General features: G+C 57.0%; 12 protein-coding genes. 1 reads left to right on the forward strand and 11 read right to left on the reverse strand.

The window, feature by feature from the left end; all coding sequences use genetic code 11:
- The first annotated feature begins 114 nt into the window (after positions 1-114).
- On the forward strand, positions 115-1,329 hold the full coding sequence (locus ODJ80_RS04290; protein ID WP_263041068.1) for an IS110 family transposase: 1,215 nt from the start codon (positions 115-117) through the stop codon (positions 1,327-1,329).
- Between the two features lie 93 nt (positions 1,330-1,422).
- Here ODJ80_RS04290 and ODJ80_RS04295 read toward each other — a convergent pair whose 3' ends face one another.
- From ODJ80_RS04295 to ODJ80_RS04345, 11 genes are all read right to left on the reverse strand, one after another.
- Positions 1,423-1,773: a hypothetical protein gene (locus ODJ80_RS04295; protein WP_263041069.1), complete on the reverse strand. Its 351-nt coding sequence runs from the start codon at positions 1,771-1,773 to the stop codon at positions 1,423-1,425.
- A 421-nt stretch (positions 1,774-2,194) separates the two neighbouring features.
- A complete protein-coding gene (locus ODJ80_RS04300; RefSeq protein ID WP_263041070.1) occupies positions 2,195-3,004 on the reverse strand; it encodes a hypothetical protein in 810 nt (269 codons plus the stop codon).
- Positions 3,001-3,213 carry a hypothetical protein gene (locus tag ODJ80_RS04305; protein ID WP_178862814.1) on the reverse strand — a complete coding sequence of 71 codons (213 nt, stop codon included), beginning with the start codon at positions 3,211-3,213 and terminating at the stop codon, positions 3,001-3,003. Before ODJ80_RS04305 ends, ODJ80_RS04300 begins: the two co-directional genes overlap by 4 nt.
- Complete coding sequence (locus ODJ80_RS04310; RefSeq protein ID WP_178862812.1) at positions 3,210-4,706, reverse strand: TRAFAC clade GTPase domain-containing protein; 1,497 nt, start codon at positions 4,704-4,706, stop codon at positions 3,210-3,212. The genes ODJ80_RS04305 and ODJ80_RS04310 overlap by 4 nt, the downstream gene beginning before the upstream one ends.
- A 6-nt stretch (positions 4,707-4,712) precedes the next feature.
- A complete protein-coding gene (locus ODJ80_RS04315) occupies positions 4,713-5,741 on the reverse strand; it encodes a transglutaminase domain-containing protein (RefSeq protein WP_263041071.1) in 1,029 nt (342 codons plus the stop codon).
- Between the two features lie 138 nt (positions 5,742-5,879).
- Positions 5,880-8,531 (reverse strand): GAP1-N2 domain-containing protein, encoded by a 2,652-nt coding sequence (locus tag ODJ80_RS04320; protein WP_263041072.1) that lies wholly within the window; start codon positions 8,529-8,531, stop codon positions 5,880-5,882.
- A 32-nt stretch (positions 8,532-8,563) separates the two neighbouring features.
- Positions 8,564-9,037: a membrane protein insertion efficiency factor YidD gene (gene yidD, locus ODJ80_RS04325; protein WP_263041073.1), complete on the reverse strand. Its 474-nt coding sequence runs from the start codon at positions 9,035-9,037 to the stop codon at positions 8,564-8,566.
- Positions 9,038-9,096: 59 nt separating this feature from the next.
- Positions 9,097-9,318 carry a DUF4177 domain-containing protein gene (locus ODJ80_RS04330; protein WP_263041074.1) on the reverse strand — a complete coding sequence of 74 codons (222 nt, stop codon included), beginning with the start codon at positions 9,316-9,318 and terminating at the stop codon, positions 9,097-9,099.
- A gap of 51 nt (positions 9,319-9,369) precedes the next feature.
- Positions 9,370-10,581: a hypothetical protein gene (locus ODJ80_RS04335; protein WP_178862804.1), complete on the reverse strand. Its 1,212-nt coding sequence runs from the start codon at positions 10,579-10,581 to the stop codon at positions 9,370-9,372.
- 11 nt (positions 10,582-10,592) lie between these two features.
- Positions 10,593-13,607: a zinc ribbon domain-containing protein gene (locus tag ODJ80_RS04340; protein ID WP_263041075.1), complete on the reverse strand. Its 3,015-nt coding sequence runs from the start codon at positions 13,605-13,607 to the stop codon at positions 10,593-10,595.
- A gap of 37 nt (positions 13,608-13,644) precedes the next feature.
- Positions 13,645-15,747, reverse strand: a complete 2,103-nt coding sequence (locus ODJ80_RS04345; RefSeq protein ID WP_263041076.1) for an Hsp70 family protein — start codon at positions 15,745-15,747, stop codon at positions 13,645-13,647.
- Positions 15,748-15,782 lie beyond the last annotated feature (35 nt).

Here is a 15,782-nt window from a genome sequence, read left to right on the forward strand (position 1 = left end):
GCAGGTTGTTGGCCACATTGGTGCGCCCGTGTCATCAAATAGATTGTACCGGCAATGATGGAAAAGGCTGGTCGCCAAAGACAAATCCACGATGAGGAGCGAGGAGCGATTCGCATGAACAATGTGGCAGGGATCGATGTTTCCAAAGGCAAGAGTGTAGTATCTGTTCTCCGTCCCTTTGGGGAAGTGGTGGCAAAGCCGTTTTCTGTTGGTCACACCGGCAGTGAACTCAAGGAGCTGGCAGACTACTTGAAAAGCCTGGACGGTGAGACGCGGGTAGTCATGGAGCACACCGGGCGCTACTATGAGCCGGTGGCCCGCTTTCTCCATGAGGAGGGCATCTTTGTTAGCGCGGTCAATCCTAAGCTCATTAAAGACTACGGAAACAACACCCTGCGAAAAGTGAAAACAGACAAGGCAGACGCCAGGAAGATTGCCCGCTATGGGCTTGACAACTGGGTGGAATTGCGCCAACATACACCCATGGACACGATTCGTATGCAGCTGAAAACGCTGAACCGGCAGCAAGGTCTGTACTCCAAAACCAAGACGATGATGAAAAACAACCTCATCGCCCTCCTGGATCAGACCTATCCCGGTGTTAACGCCCTGTTTGACAGCCCTGTCCGAGAGGATGGCAGCCAGAAATGGGTGGACTTTGCCATGGCCTTTTGGCACGTGGACTGTGTGCGGGCTATGAGCCTCACTGCCTTTTCCGAGCGCTACCGCAAGTGGTGTAAACGCCACGGCTACAACTTCAGCCAGAGCCGGGCCGTGGAGATCTACACGGACGCCCAGGATCTCATCGCCATGCTCCCAAAAGACGCCTTGACCAAAACCATAATCCGACAGGCCATTGACGCGCTGAACGCCGTTTCCAAATCTCTGGAGCAGCTCAAGGCTGAAATGCGTACTCTGGCCGCCCAGCTCCCGGAATATCCCGTTGTTATGGCTATGCGCGGCGTAGGCGATTCTCTCGGCCCCCAACTCATGGCGGAGATTGGGGATGTGACCAGGTTCACACACCGGGGAGCCATTACCGCCTTTGCCGGTGTTGACCCGGGCGCTGACCAGTCCGGCGCCCACGAGGCCAAAAGCAACCACACTTCCAAAAGCGGGCCGCCGGAGCTACGCCGCGCCCTGTTCTTGGTTATGGACTGCCTGCTGAAAACACAACCGGAAGACGACCCGGTGTACCGCTTCATGGACAAGAAACGCTCAGAAGGCAAGCCGTACCTGGTCTATATGACAGCCGGGGCCAACAAGTTTCTGCGCATCTACTACGGCCGGGTAAAGGAGCATTTGGCTTCTCTGGAAAACGCTGATTGACCACTTTCATTCTCTTTCAATTTGACCGGCGCTTGCGCGGCGGTTCTTTTCTCATACCCTTTTTTCGCCTTCTCCTGTGCCTGCAAATTTTTCTCATTTTCCTATTGATTTTTTATTTGCAGACTTTTCTGGAAGTACCCTTCGCAGGGCCGGGTGGCCACACACACCCAACAGCGTGCCGGGGGTCTGGCGGTAATAGTTGCAAGAGCCGCAGTCCTCCATTCCATCCGGCTGCAAATCCGCATGGGGGCAGGCGTCCTCAATGGTCAGTAGCACCCGTTCTCCCGCCGGGGTGTAAACCGGCTTTTCAATCAAATCCGGGAACGCGTCCAGATAGACTCTGCACCTCTGGTCATAGGTTTGGGGTACATCAATCAAGGCGCCCTCGATGTTATACCGCCAAATTCTTTTGGCCGCTGCCATTTCATCGCCTCCTTTGCGCATCGGCTGGCCCTTCCCGCCGCGTCCGGCTTTACGGCGCGTTTTGGGCAGGGAAACGCCACGGCTCCATCTTTCAGGTAAAGTATAGCAGAGAAAAAATCATTGCGCTATTACCCATTTTCCCCCCTAAAATGGGGGGAGGCCCGCAGCAAAATCTGCGGGCCTCCCCCTGTTTGTGAAAGCTCTCCTGCGGCTTATCCAGAACCCTCCCGCCCCGGGGGCAAAGCCCCTGCGCCATTTCGCCCCGGGATAGGCTTCTCCGGCGGTTTTTCGCCGCGGCGAGATAATTTCACAGTTCATTCTTCACCAATATTTGATTTTTTATTTATTATGCGGAATAGCGCACAGTTTCAGGGGTTGCCAACAAGGCGCTGGAAAAATATTTTTTTCCAGCGCCTCCCCTTCTGCCCCTTCCCGCAGTGGATTAAGCGGGCTGGGCTTTCTCCTCTTTCACGGTAAGGACCGCCTTTTCAAACACAATGGCAAAGCCCAGCACTGCCAGGAAGATGACCCCATCCATGGCAAACTGCGACAGGTAGCCCAGAACGCCCTCCACTGTGTAGGGAAGCTCCTTGAGCGGGGTGCCATAAACCATCATCTGTGCCAGGGGCACCAAATACACGGCCACCCGCAGGAACATGTGGAAGCCGAAGTACCAAATCCATCCGGTGTAGAAGTACTTCCGCCCGCTGATTACAGCGCAGACAACCGCCGCCAGCAGCACCCGCATGCCCAGTAAAATTAGAGAGAGGCGGCCCATGTGGGGCAGTACCATGTAATTCAGGAAGGAAAGGGCGCCGTGCGTGGCCAGGCCAAACAAGAAGGCGTAGCCCGGCGTTCCCCGGTAGCAGGAGCAGATCACCAGCGTGAGCAAAAAACCAGAGATAATGTTATCCGGCGCGGGGAACAGCAGCTGATAGCGCGAGTATGTGACGCTTTGATGAAAGACCCCGTTGAGGAAGTCCATCAAAATGCCGCAGCTGTTGATTACCGCCACAAAGGGCACCACCTTGAAAAAGCCCGTGCGCTTGTCCCCTTCCTTGCCGGTGGCAAAGAATACAATTGCCAGGAACGCAAGGCCCACCAGAAACCCTGTAACCGAAAAATATGTGGTGAACAGCCGCTCATAGTATTCCCCGGTGATGAAGTAAGCGTGCCCCAAAAGATAATTGCGGGCAAGGGCCTCCAGCTGTTCCAGCAGCCCTTGCAGCCGCGAAAGGATGGACTCCATCATTTCTTTTTCCTCCTCCCATACACCGCCTTATACACGGAAAACGTGTTGCGCACCGCCACGAAGAACCCCACTAAAATCCCCACTGCCACCATCAGCACAGCAGCCAGGGGGATGACCGCTGAGGCAAGATCGTACAAGACGTGGGTACCAACCATAATAAGGCCCGCCACCACGACAAACAGCACAATCATAATAATTGTTTCAATCATGCCTGCGCCTCCTTTCCGGCCAGCGCTCTCTCATCAACCGGTGTTTTGCCATATTGCCCCGAAACCCACAGCGAAGCCAGCCGTTTGTCCGCCAGGGAACAAATCCACTCCACAGGCTCCAGCACCCCCTTGGGATTGTAGGGCCCGGCGTTCCGGGTGTGACCGATGGCGCTTGCGGCAAAAAACCGGTTTTCCGAAAACTTCATCTCAATGGCGTTTACAAAACCGCCCATCTCGTTTTCCCGCAGGAATTTCCGGCAGAGGTAATCCACGGCGTCGTTCGCGTTGAGCTGGGCCTGGGGATAGAGCATTTGCAGCTCCTCCACCTTTTCCTCTGAAAAGTTCTCCGCAAGGTTTGCGGAATCCGTCTTTCCGATAACCACCGCCAAGGGCACCTTGGCCATTTTCTGGTCAGAGAGGCCTGTGACCTCCCGCAGCTTATTGAGGAAAACATTGATTACACCGTTGATATCGGCCTTGCCGATTCCCGCCCGGTCCTCTGGGGTCAGCTGGGATTCATACTGGGCCCGCACCGTGGGGATGGCAAAGGGGTCAATCATAAAAATAATCCCCTGGCAGTATTCGTACTGCTGCTGCACCTCATTTTCATCGTTGTTCGTGAACACCTCTCCGGCGATATCATAGATATGCACCAGCCGCTCGGGCTGCAGTGATTTATGCTTGATAAAGAAGCTCAGGGAAACAGAGCTGGTCTGGGAAAGATCTTGCGGGCGGGCGGTCATGCGTGTACTGCCATGGGCAAAGTCCGCCTTGATTTCCCCATAGATATCCTCCTTGGCTTGGTTATAAAACTCAATTTCCAGCCCTTTCTGCGGCGCCACAAACTCAATAAAGCGCTTGGCAAAGGCGGTGATATAGGCCGTCTTTCCCACCGAGCGTCCCCCCACCACAGGGATGCACAGGGGCCGGCTCTCACGGTCGTTCAGGTAGGTGGTGCGGCCCCGCTGCAAACAGTTGGGGCAGATTGCCTGCAGCTTTTTCCGCCCGTTGAAAAAGGCCGTGGGCAGCTTGCGGCCGCAGGAACAGGTGCGCCGCAGAATCCCATACATGCCCGGGGTCAGGTTGGTGTGCTGGGCCCCGCAGTCCGGGCACAAGTAGGTGGGAATAAGAAACTTGCTCTTGCACTCGTTGCAAGCTGTAAAGATCTTTTTCCGCATGAGATAGAGCCTATCGAACAGCCATACCGCAGAAAACCCAATGTATACCAGCACAAAGAACAAACTGACCACAGCGACCATCACCAGGCTGATGAGGGCGAAAAACACCGTGCCGAAAGAGACCACCGAAAGGGCGCAGAACAGCTTGAATATCCCCTTGAAGGACATCAGGCCCTTCTCAGTAAAAGAGTCATAATATTTTTTCGCCGTAGATGCATTTTTCCGCCAGGAAAGGCGTATGGCGTCCCCAATGTCCTTGTATCCCTGGCCAAAAAAATAGCTCTTTTTTGCAGGCTGCGCATTTTTCTTACTCATTGTTTTCTACACCTCTTCCAATTTCCCAAAAAAGCAGCGGGTGCTCCCATTCCATCGGAAGCGGACCGCCCCCCGGCGGCCTGCAGCGGCAGCGGAACGGGAAAGCATCTGCCCTAAATACTGCTCTGCCGGTTCAGGGACAGGGATTCCCGGGGCCAGCCTGGCCCGCACAACCCGCTGCCTGCTTCGGGCAATGCGGGTAAAGAGCTCCTCCAGCTGGGTCAGGTTATTGGCGTAGCAGCGGCTCCGCCAATAGTATGACATATCTCCCCGGGGACAGAGGGGCGCCTCCGCCGGGTCCCAAAGATGATCCCCGCTGACGGTGTCATCGTCCACACAAAAGTATTCATAGGAATACTCGCCGCTTTTTTCTTTCTTGTTCAGATCCCAGGTGGGGTCCACATGGTAATAGCCGCTTCGCAGGCGGATGATGTTCCAGGCGTGATTACCATATCCCTCCGCCGCAAAAGTGGCCCTCCCTCCCACCACCGTGCAAGGGAAGCCCATGCGCTGGGCCAGCAGGCAGAACGCAGCGGCGATCCCATCGCACACGCCCTTTCCCTGGACCAACGTCCCATAGGCAGTGTGGGCCATGGGGCTGGGACCTCTTCCCAAGCGGCGGCAAGCCTGCAGTTCCCGCAGATCGTAGGCCATAGTGTCCTGCATGTATTCGTAGATACACAGAAGCCTGTCGTAATCTGTCAGGGGGTTCCACCGGTCAATCCGCCCCAAGGCAGCCCTCACCCGGCCCTCCAGCTCTTGGGCCATCCGCATTGCACGTTGGGGAGGCACCGCTCCGCACAGGCGGATTTCCTGCCCTCCCAGAAAGGTGGATGTCACCCGCAGCTGGGTTTTATCAAAATAAGCGATATGGGGGGTATCGCCCAAAACAGCCTGTGCCACCTTCATCGCGTCCACCCCGCGGCCCTCTTCTCCCAGCTCCACCCTGTCACCATATCGCGCGAAGACCTGTTGGAAGTGCCGGTATACCTGTTGCTCCCCTGGGGAGAGCAGCCCATATCGAATTCTTTCCATAAACACCCCCTGCCTGCGGTGCAAGCGGCTGCGCCACAGCTCCGCCCCGCCGTCCTCTCCGACAGACCTGCACAAACAAGGTTCATTCCTTCCAGGGCCAGGCGCAGCCCCTCTTCCATCCGCCCCTTCCCTGGAAAACTAAGGCTTGTCCTTTCTCCATTTGAACAGGTTGGTCAAGTTTTCCAGAATGGGGCTGGCAGAAGCCGCCTCTTCCCGCACCCTCTCCCACATGCGAATAGAGGCCCTGTCCCGGCCATACACCGTCCGCACAGAATCATCCAGCTCAGCCAATTTCTGCTTGTTCAACCGGCCCACTGCCTTGCCCACGCTTTGCAGCACCTGAGGGGTTCCCCGCTGGAAAACCAAGCTGAGAAACACACAGAACATGGGGTAATCCCGACTGTCCCGGCCGCTCCGGCCCTGCTTTAAAAAAATCCGGGCGCACTGGGAAAAGAACAGGGGCTCCACCGCCGCAGGCATGCGGAACAGCCCGAACAAGTCTTGTATATCCCGGCCATTCCCGCACATAGAGCAGCCTCGGGGCAGCACCCAGCTGAAATACTCCTCTGCCTCTCTCTGAGAAAGCCCCCCCAGGTCTGCCCCGCCGGTCTGGAGCATCTGGCACAGGGTATCCTTTGCCTCGCCAATCTGCCCCGGCTTTCCGCAGGCTTCCAGCACCATTCCCGCCAGCAATAGGGAAAGCCGCCCCTCTATGGGCCTGCCCATCCGGTGGAGGTAGGTGTAAGCTGTCTGGATAAAGCGCTCGTTCTCCCGGGAAGGACCGGCAAAGGGAATCTCGCACGCCAGCTCCTGTACCAGCCGCTCCCCAAAGGGCGCCCCGCTCCCAGAGTCCGCCAGTGTCTGAAACAATTCCACCGCGGCGGCGCGGCTTGCCTTGCGGTCAAACCGGCGCAGCCGCTCGTAGTAACACTCCATCACCGGCCCGGCATAGGCGGCATAGGCGGCATAGGCAGAACCTTGCGCCACGAATTCCCGGTAGTGATCCTGGAAAGTACGCTGGCATTCTTCCAGCTCCCGCGCCTGGGCCATAGCTTGGCTGTAAAGCTGGAACACCATCTCGTACCGCTGCTCCCTCATCAACAGCGCCATAGCCTGCCTCCGGCCCTCTGCCGGCGCCCCGGCCATTCGCTGCTCCACGTGGCGCCACATGGCCTCTGCGCCCTGCTCTCCGCCGGGCTGGTCCAGCAGGACCCCTTCCAAATTCAGGGCCATGCTCACCAGATGATCCCACTGGCCGGCAAAGCCGTCCAGAATCTGCTGGACAAGGTATTGGCCGTTCGCGGCGCTTTGGGCAGCCACCACCTGCACCAGACCGCAGTAGGTTTGGCCCAGAGGGGTGTCGGGCAGCAGCTGTTCCACAGAAAGGTCCTGATCCTTTACATAGGCCGTGACAACCCGGGGGATAAAGGCCAGCTTCCACAAAGCCCCGCTGTCCTTCATAGCGGCGAACAGCTTTTCCCGGTTGCTCTCTTCCATCAGCTGGGTAGCCAGGGAGAACCCTCCCCCCTGGCAAAGGGAGTCCAACGCCTGATAGAAGGCCAAAAAGCCCTCCTCTCCCTCTTGGCTGTACAGAAAATCCCACAGCACCCGGTCCACAAGCAGCTCTCGGATTTGGGCGCGAAGCCCCTCGTCCACGACAGAGTAAAGGCTCATGGAAAAGCGGGCCGCCTTTAGCAGCAGGGGCGCCTCCAGCTCCAGCAAACATTCCCTTTGAGAGAGAATATTTTCCAACACCTGGGACTTTTCGCCGGGCAGCCCATATTCCACGGCAAATTTCAAAGCTCCTTCTAGTTCCTCCCCGGCCAGGCTTGTCAGCCCATCGGAAAGCAAGGTGTACAGGCAATAGGCCTCTACCAACTGGCTTCCTGCTTTGGCGTAGGAGTAGCCCTCGGTCAGAAAGCGGTGGAAATCCTCCAGGCTGTCGTAGGAAAAGGACAGGGAGGTTTCCAAAAAGTCATAATAGCGGCCGTCCTTCTCAAGTTCTGGGCAGCTATCCCCCAACAGGTCAAACACAAAGTGCTGGCGGGCGCTTTCCGGGCCAAACCGCGTACCCTGAGGAACCACCCCGCAGATCTGCGAGGCGGAAAGGGAGGGGTCGAAGGCATAGGTGGTAAAATTCAAATCCAGTGCCGCGGGAAGGGGAAGCGTGTACTCCACGGCGGCAATCCAAAGGAGAATGTTCTCCGGCTCATCGCAGATGAGCAGCCGCTTTCTCTCTGTCTCAAAGGAAAGCACTGCGCACACCATATTTTTCAGAATCTCCATCCGCCCTTCCACGCCCAGGAACTCCACCACACGGTCTATGTCCACCGCATAGCCGCGCTCCAGTACCGGGGCAGGCAGATACTCTGGCCGCTGGGGATTGTTTACCTCCTCATACTCCATGTGGTCCCGCAGCAGGCCGCTGCCGTAAAACTCGCAAGGATAGTGGAGCATATCCTCCCTGCCAGCCACCACCACATGGCTGAGATGGTTTCCAAACCGCCCGGCACTACCCATATAGTCCCGTCCCAAATAGGTGTTCAGGGCCAGGGCGCAAGCGCCGTTTTCCAGCCTGCGATAGGTAAAGGAACGAGGCATGGTACGGGCCAGCTCTTCTGTCATCACCACGCCAGGCTCCAGCGCCGGCGGCTGATAGGTGAACAGGCTCTTCACCTCGTCACTGCCGGCCCCTTGAAAGCCAGCATCATAGGAATACACCTGCTGGCCGTCATTCACGCCGTCAATGCCCCGCATGCACGAGGTATAGATAATTTGATGAACGCTCATCGCATTTCCCCCATTCCGGTTTTGATATAGGGTCAGGGATCGTCAAATCCGCCTCCGTGGACATTGCACCGGCGTAGGCGGTCCACTCCCTTTCGCAGGCCTCTTATCAGGCCATATTTTTCCAGGGAGAGAATCATATATTGAGAGCAGGAGGGCTCGAACCGGCACTTGTTCCGAAGGCAAGCAGGGGCATAGCGCTGGTAAATGCGGATTGCCCCGATGATCCCCCGTTTTAGGCAGGCCAAGCCATACAAAGCCAGCAGAACCGCCCCCAAAACCAGGCAGGCTTTCTCAGAAAGCCCCAAACTGTAGGCCAGGCCCAGCAGGGCCGCTGTAAAAACAAAGGGCAGAACTGTCCAGGCAAAAACCCTTCCCCAGTGAACCGGGGGCCGCTCTAAGACGCGGACATAGGCGCTGCTGCGGGGATCCCGCTCATCCTGCCACAGCTCTCGGGCAAGCCCTTCTATATCGCTCAAACGCTCCTCTCCAAACTCAATGGCTTTCAAAAAGCAAATCCTCCTTCAAAAAAAAGAAACCCACACATAAGCCCAGTCAGACGGTGTTTTTAGATGTCCTTTTCAAAAATGAGCATGTAGTAATTCACGGGGATAGCCTGTTGCAAGCAGCCGGGCTTTTCCGTAACGGTAATCGTCTCCATGGAATGGTAGGCCCAGCCGCCGGCGGCCTCCCGGTTGATAATGTCTGCGAACAGATTGAACGCGCTCTGGGTATCACCCTTGCCAACATTGATATTTTTCGGTCCTGCAACTGCTTTGTACTGTTTCATAAAGAAATTCCTCCCTTTTCCGACGGGCTTATGTGTGAGGTCCTAGCAGTATTACTTGGCCTTAATGACCCCATTCTCCTTTAAGATCCACAAAAACGGGTCTTCAATTCGGTGGGGGCGGGGCCGCTGGATCTTTCCGGATTTCTCCTCCGGATTATTGTGCAGCCCCAAGGCGGAAACCGCAAAGTATGAAAAATCGCTGTAGTTCGTTTCCAGCTGGGAGATAAAGGCATCTGCGTCCCACTCGTGGAGCAGGGCCTGGATTTCTGCGTTGACATTGTGCCAGTCCGCCATATTGAACCGCTTTTCCGCGCAATGGGGGCTGGGGCTGTGCACGGTGCAGTCCTGGGGGACAAGGGCCTGGATCGCGTCGAATTTTGAGAACACCGCCGCTACGGGAATGTCAATCTTCGCGGTCTCGGGCAGGCTGCGGTCATGGCGGATCAGGTTGGAAACACGGGTCATAATATCGTCGGCCTTGGCCGCCTGGTGCCAGTCGATGGCAGCCGCCCTTCGCACCGTGGATTCATCCAGCTGAGAGACCACCGCCGGAATCTGCATGGGGTCCAGCAGAAAGACAATGCCGGCCGATTTACAGATATACTTGTTCACCGTGCTCATGGTGTCCTCATCGTTCAAGTCCTCGCCGGCCGTATCGAAAAACACAAATGTAAAGCTTTCGATGGCCTCCTTGAAAAGCCCCTTGTGCTTTAACTTCAGTTTAAAGATCAGTGGGCGGTAGGCACCATTGTCCACATTCTGCACGCTGCTCTGGGTCAGGCCCAGCTTTACGTTGTTGTCATAAAGGCTGCTGCCAAAGTTGGTCTGCCATCTTTGGTAGCTGTCTGCAAAACCCTCCAGAGAGCCCCCAAAACTAACTGCGATGCGGTCGCGCAGCTCCTTGATGATAACGCCGACAAAATGGCTCTTTCCCGTGGCGCGGGACCCCACCACCGAGATAATCATGTCCTTCCCGGTCAGGGTGCTTTCCGGCAACTCGTTGTGGCAGGAAGGGCACACCCGCTTGTAGGTAACTGTCCCGCACTGGGGGCACTTTGCCGAAGGCGTTCCGTTGTATCCGTTTGGCGGAGAGAACACCGGCTTGCCCCGCTTGGGCATTTTCAGATTGCCATTCTCATAGCGGGTCATTTCCACGTCGTCCACATCGTTGCAGCGGCGGTTGATGCAGCGGAACTGCACCTCGCTGAGCTTGTGCTTTTCAAAACAATAGGGACAGATAAAGGTGGATTTCATAAATCCCATAGGTGATCCTCCTAACTGATTTTATAGCTGGAGCCCAGCTTGATTTGAAGCTGCCCCCGGTTTGTTTCGGCCTCGTCCCTAAAAAACGCCTTTATATAGGTATCCCGGGAAAGGCCCTTGGGAAGGGGGACCTGAACCCGCAGGGAGTCGTTGACATGCTGTGAGGGGATGGCATGGAACAGCTGGGCGGAAGCCTTGAACATGGGGGCGTTCCCCACAGCATACATCACGTCGATGTCCGGCAGGTCAAACTCCCGCCCCCCTGCGGTAAACTCCAGCTGCACGCTGCTGCCTCCGAAGATTTTTCTGCTTACGGCAATAGAATAGGTAATGCTTGTGCGGGGGCTGTTGTCAAAGAGGTAATCGGCCCCAAAAGAGTAATCCTTTTCCCCATCCCGCTTAAATTCGGCGAAAACAGAGAGGTAGTACTTTCTCTCGTCCATCGTATCCAACACCAGGGAGCTGGTGAGCTGATACTGCTTTATGGGGATATACTTGCGCACCGTCTTTACATCGCTGATATCAGTGGGAAATTGGTCGAACCGGTAGAGCACCACAAACCCACTGGCATCTTTGGGAGGGTCGATAAAAATATGGATCTTCCCATTGATGGGCCGCGCTTCCCGTACGGTCACCGTCTCCCCCAGGCTTGCCCGGGCCAGGGAGCCGAACACCGCCGAACCGGACATGAGCACTACCGCCACAAGATACAGCAGCCCGCCGCCCTGGTGGCGGAAGCAGGCGCCCCGCTCCCCGGCCTTCAGCTTCTGCTGGGACGGGCGGGAAAGGGGAAGCAGCTGCAGAGGCTGCATTTCCCGTTCCAGGGCTTCTAAGGAGACCACGTCCCCCAGCTCATAGGACGGCTTTTGAGCGGCACAGTACAGGCGCACCTCCATTCCTTCCTCCTGATACCAGTAGGCTTCAAAATTCCCGTCCTGAGAGGGCTTCACCCGGAGGGAATCCACCGGCTGGGGCGGACGGTCCGGCACCCCGGAAACAACCACCCCGGGGGTCACGCATTTCTTTCCATTTACCCCATAAGTCAGCCGCACATGGAACTGATAGACCGTGCCGTTTTGCAGGCCGGACACCAGGTAGCCGCCTGCCTGAGAGGCGGCTAAAAGCGCTTTGCCAGGTGGGGAGATTTGGCTGATTTCGGCAGTTGCCCCTTTCGGAAGAAGGTCCCAATTGAGCTGCAGTGTGCCGTCCGCAGCCGCCGCGGTGACATTCTTCACCTCAAACAGGTTGACAGCCGGCTGGAAGTCCCCCTTGGCGCCCTGGGAAAAAAGCCCCGCACGTTCGGCAAACACGTTGTAATAGTAGGAAACGCCGGGCAGAATGTCCTTGTCCGAATAGGAATCCCCGCTGCCCCGGAAGATCACCTCGCCGTCGGCCAGGTGCTGCACCCAGCCACTTTCGCTGCGGACAACAGTATATTTGACAGACCTGTCGCTGCCGCCCACCCAAGAAATGATATTGACCCTTGCCCGTGGGTCTGTCCGCACGGCAAAGCCTGTGGCAGGGGCTGGCGGCGGCATCAGTTCCCGCACACCGGGCAAATCCACGCACAGCTCATATGCCTGGGCGCAAAGCTCCAGGACATCCCGCTCCAGCTTGGCGGCTTTGGCCTTTTGAAGCAGGAGCTGGGCCTTTTCCACGGCCTGGGCAATCTCCTCCTCCATCCCGGCGTCCTGGTATCCAGGGAAAAGCTTTTGAAGGGCGGCGTACTGCCGCTGGGCTTCCCAATAGCGGCGGTCCTTCATGGCGCTGCGCAGCTTGGCCACCTCGCCGCCCACCCGCTTCTCATATTCTGCCAGCTGGCCTTGCAGAGCCTGAATGCGGCTGTTGCCCGGCCAATACCGGTGAGCATCGGAGAGGTGGGCCCTTGCCACGGGAAAATCCAGCGTCCGCATGGCATACTCAGCCTGTTCGCACAGGGCCATGGCCTTGTCCAGATTTTCAAAGCGGAACCCGCATTTGCACACGTTGATGCTGGCATCGTTTTCTGCGCCGCACTTGGGGCATTTGATCATCAGCTCCAATCCGCAGCTGCTGCAAACCTTCCTCCCATCGGAAACATCGTTGATGCAGCCGCACCGGCACACCTTGATATTCCCGCTCTTTCCGGAACTGGCCTCCGCCAGGGAGAAAACAAGTTTTTCCACCTTGCAGAAAGCCACAAACAGTTCCTCCGCCTGAACCCTGTCCCGGAAGATTTGGGTCAGCTGGCCCACATAATCCCTGCACTGCTCCTGGGCAAGCTCACCGGAGATATCCGCTACGCTTTTGGCCTGGTCGAGAATCGCCTTGCGCTGGGTATATTCCAAGTATCTGTCATAGGTCTCCTTGCTGGTTTCATCGGCAAAGGTCAGCTCGCACTGGCCACACAGCTTAGAGCCCGTGCCGCTGACGCTGTCGTGCTTTTTAAACTCCCCTTTCTTCTCAATAGCACGCTGCTTCAGCTTATCATAGGGGAGGCGGTTGGCATCTTTGATCGTGGTGCCCATGTAGAGGAACTGGTACAAATCCCCTGCGTGGAAGGTCTCAAGCATCTGCCGCAGCCCATCAAAAACCGCCGCCTTTGGCGGCTTTGTCTTGTAATACTTGTCATAAACAGCCTGATAGTCCTTGCCGGCCGCAGCCGCTTCCAGCCGGATCCCCAATTTGGCGGCTCGGCCCTTTACCACATCGGGAGAGAGTTTTTTATTTTTTGAGAGCTTATCCACTTCTGTGGGGGTAATATATCCCTTGCGCCCAATCGTCTTAAGCAGCTTGTCCACCGGGCCATACACAATGTCACAGGCTTCGGCGGCCAACTGCTTCCGGATATTGGCTGGGCCGATCATATCCTTGCGGATCTGGGGAATCGCCTGGTTCCAGGCCCGGCACTGGGCCCCTATTTTAAAATCGTTGAAATGGGCCGACCAGAACTTAGAGCGCTCTATCAGCCTTTCCTCGATCTTCTGTTCATCCTCCACTGGAGGGTCAAAGCTCAGCTCCAGAACGATATACCAGTTTTCAGCCATAGAAACCCTTCCTGTTCTTTGAGAAAATCGCAAAACCTTACAGCACGCTGAGCCCGGCCGAGCCCTCCCCAATGGCTTGGGCGATCTTAGAGAAGGTGCTGCCCAGCTGAGAAAGATCCGTCAGCGCGGCAAAATCGTCTGTTGAGGCAATCTTCTTTAGAAAATCATAATCCGCGCTTCCAAAGCCCAGCGCCATCACTTCCATTTCGGAGCGATGGCACCTTTCCGCAGCATCCACCGCGTATGAAGTGTTGCTCCAGCAGCCATCTGTAAGCACCACAATATACCGCACGTCGCTTTCCCTTTTCCGCAGCATGCCGTAAGCGGCGGTAAAGGGCTGCGCCTCGTTGCACACGCCCACATCCACCTCCGCCAGGCCGGAAATAACCTGCCTCACCCTGCCGAAATCCCCGGTTAGGGGAAGCACCTCCCGCACTTGGTCGGCAAAGGCGACAATCCCAATGCGTGCGGTGTCCTCATCCATCTGATCCACAAAATCCTGCATGGCCGCAATGGCCTTGCGGGTGGGGTCGCCGCACATACTGCCAGAGAGGTCAATCGCCAACACCACATCCACCGCCGGCGCCTTTCCCCCGCCTTGGTGCTCCCGGGGGGAGAGGTCGGTCCAGCTCATATTCTCCGGGACGGGCTCCACCTTGACGGGAAGCGTTTTTCCCGTTTCCTTCTGCCGCGCAGAAACCTGCACCACTCCGTCCGCCGTGTACTGGTAGGTCACCTCGATGACAGAGTTGGGCGGGTCTGTGCGCTGGATTTTAGAGATGACATACTTGTGGAGAATGGTGTTGTCCAGGGGGCGGCGGAACTCTCCCTGGAGCACATAGACCTCCAACTCATTTCCTTTGGATCGTGTGCGCAGGTGGAAGGGCTTGGTGTTGGCAGCGGGGATTTGGGTGTTTTTGCGAATGATGACGCTGTTGATATACTCCTCCCCGTCGGGGCTAATGGAGATCATGCCCAAGGAATGGGCTGTCACATCCAACACGGCCTTGGCGCCCTGGACCAGCAGACCGCCGCCCTTTCTCCGGCCAAACAGCCCGCCCAGGGCAGGCACTGCCTCGCCTTTTTCCGTGATGTTCGCCCGGATCGCCGCGCCCAAGGCCACAGCCTCGTCCACATTGACGCCGCCAAGCGGGGGTTTCCCGCACATTTCGGTGACGTAATCCCGGATCATGCGCATGCGGGTGGAGCCGCCTACCAGGATGACACCATCCACCTGGGCCCAAGTCATCTCCACCGACTCCAGCAACCGCTGGGTCACGTCCTTGGTGGTGCCCAACAGGAATTGGGAGACAGATTCAAAAATCTCCTCGGTGATCTCCACAGTTCCCCTGATTCCCTGGTACGCAATGGGGACGCTGACCTGATCCCGGGAGGTAAGCTGCTTTTTCACGCTCTCTGCCGTCACCAGCAGCGAAGCCACCATCTCCGGATCCTCTGTCAGATCCACACCATAGCTCTCTAAAAATTCGCCGGCCAGATAGCGGGCAATGCAGTCATCCCAGTCCTTGCCCCCCAGTTCATGGTTGCCGTCGCTGCCCAGAATGCGGATCTCCTTCCGTTTGATGCGCGCCAAAGTCACATCAAACGTACCGCCGCCCAGATCGTAGATCAGCACAGTCTGCTCTTCCGCCCGCTCTGTCAGCCCATAGGCAAAGGCAGCTGCCGTTGGCTCGTTAATAATGGCAATTACCTCCAGGCCGGCCCGCCTTCCCGCCTCGATGGTGGCGGAGCGCTCCTTGTGGGTGAAATAGGCGGGCACGGTGATGACCGCCCCTTCGATCGACTCTCCCGTCTGGCGCTGCGCCTCGTCCTTCAGCTCCCGCAGCAGGATGGCGGACAAATCCGTGGCATCATAGCTCTTTCCCAGAATATCTACCGAGAACATGTCCTTTCCCATGCTGCGCTTAAAGAAAGCCACGGCGTTGGGGTCCCCCACCGCCTGCATATTCTTTGCGTCTTCACCAAACAGGACGCTCCCATCTTGCCGGAAGCACAGCACAGAGGGGGTGATCGCCGCGCCAAAGCTGTTTTTAATGACCACCGGCTTCCCCGTGCCCGGGTCTATGCGGGCCACCGCGCTGAAAGTTGTCCCTAAGTCAATCCCCACTCGAATCCCCATAGCAGCCACTCCTACGATACATAGTAAGTTTGCCT

The sequence above is a fragment of the Acutalibacter sp. LFL-21 genome (assembly GCF_025630755.1).
In the GTDB taxonomy this organism is placed as follows: domain Bacteria; phylum Bacillota; class Clostridia; order Oscillospirales; family Acutalibacteraceae; genus Acutalibacter; species Acutalibacter stercoravium.

Bases quoted from the DNA above. Each gene is read 5' to 3' on its own strand.
- ODJ80_RS04305 (WP_178862814.1), bottom strand. From the start codon at position 3,213: ATGATTGAAACAATTATTATGATTGTGCTGTTTGTCGTGGTGGCGGGC.
- ODJ80_RS04340 (WP_263041075.1), bottom strand. From the start codon at position 13,607: ATGGCTGAAAACTGGTATATCGTTCTGGAGCTGAGCTTTGACCCTCCA.
- ODJ80_RS04330 (WP_263041074.1), bottom strand. From the start codon at position 9,318: ATGAAACAGTACAAAGCAGTTGCAGGACCGAAAAATATCAATGTTGGC.
- ODJ80_RS04310 (WP_178862812.1), bottom strand. From the start codon at position 4,706: ATGAGTAAGAAAAATGCGCAGCCTGCAAAAAAGAGCTATTTTTTTGGC.
- ODJ80_RS04315 (WP_263041071.1), bottom strand. From the start codon at position 5,741: ATGGAAAGAATTCGATATGGGCTGCTCTCCCCAGGGGAGCAACAGGTA.
- ODJ80_RS04295 (WP_263041069.1), bottom strand. From the start codon at position 1,773: ATGCGCAAAGGAGGCGATGAAATGGCAGCGGCCAAAAGAATTTGGCGG.
- ODJ80_RS04300 (WP_263041070.1), bottom strand. From the start codon at position 3,004: ATGATGGAGTCCATCCTTTCGCGGCTGCAAGGGCTGCTGGAACAGCTG.
- ODJ80_RS04290 (WP_263041068.1), top strand. From the start codon at position 115: ATGAACAATGTGGCAGGGATCGATGTTTCCAAAGGCAAGAGTGTAGTA.
- ODJ80_RS04345 (WP_263041076.1), bottom strand. From the start codon at position 15,747: ATGGGGATTCGAGTGGGGATTGACTTAGGGACAACTTTCAGCGCGGTG.
- ODJ80_RS04335 (WP_178862804.1), bottom strand. From the start codon at position 10,581: ATGGGATTTATGAAATCCACCTTTATCTGTCCCTATTGTTTTGAAAAG.
- ODJ80_RS04320 (WP_263041072.1), bottom strand. From the start codon at position 8,531: ATGAGCGTTCATCAAATTATCTATACCTCGTGCATGCGGGGCATTGAC.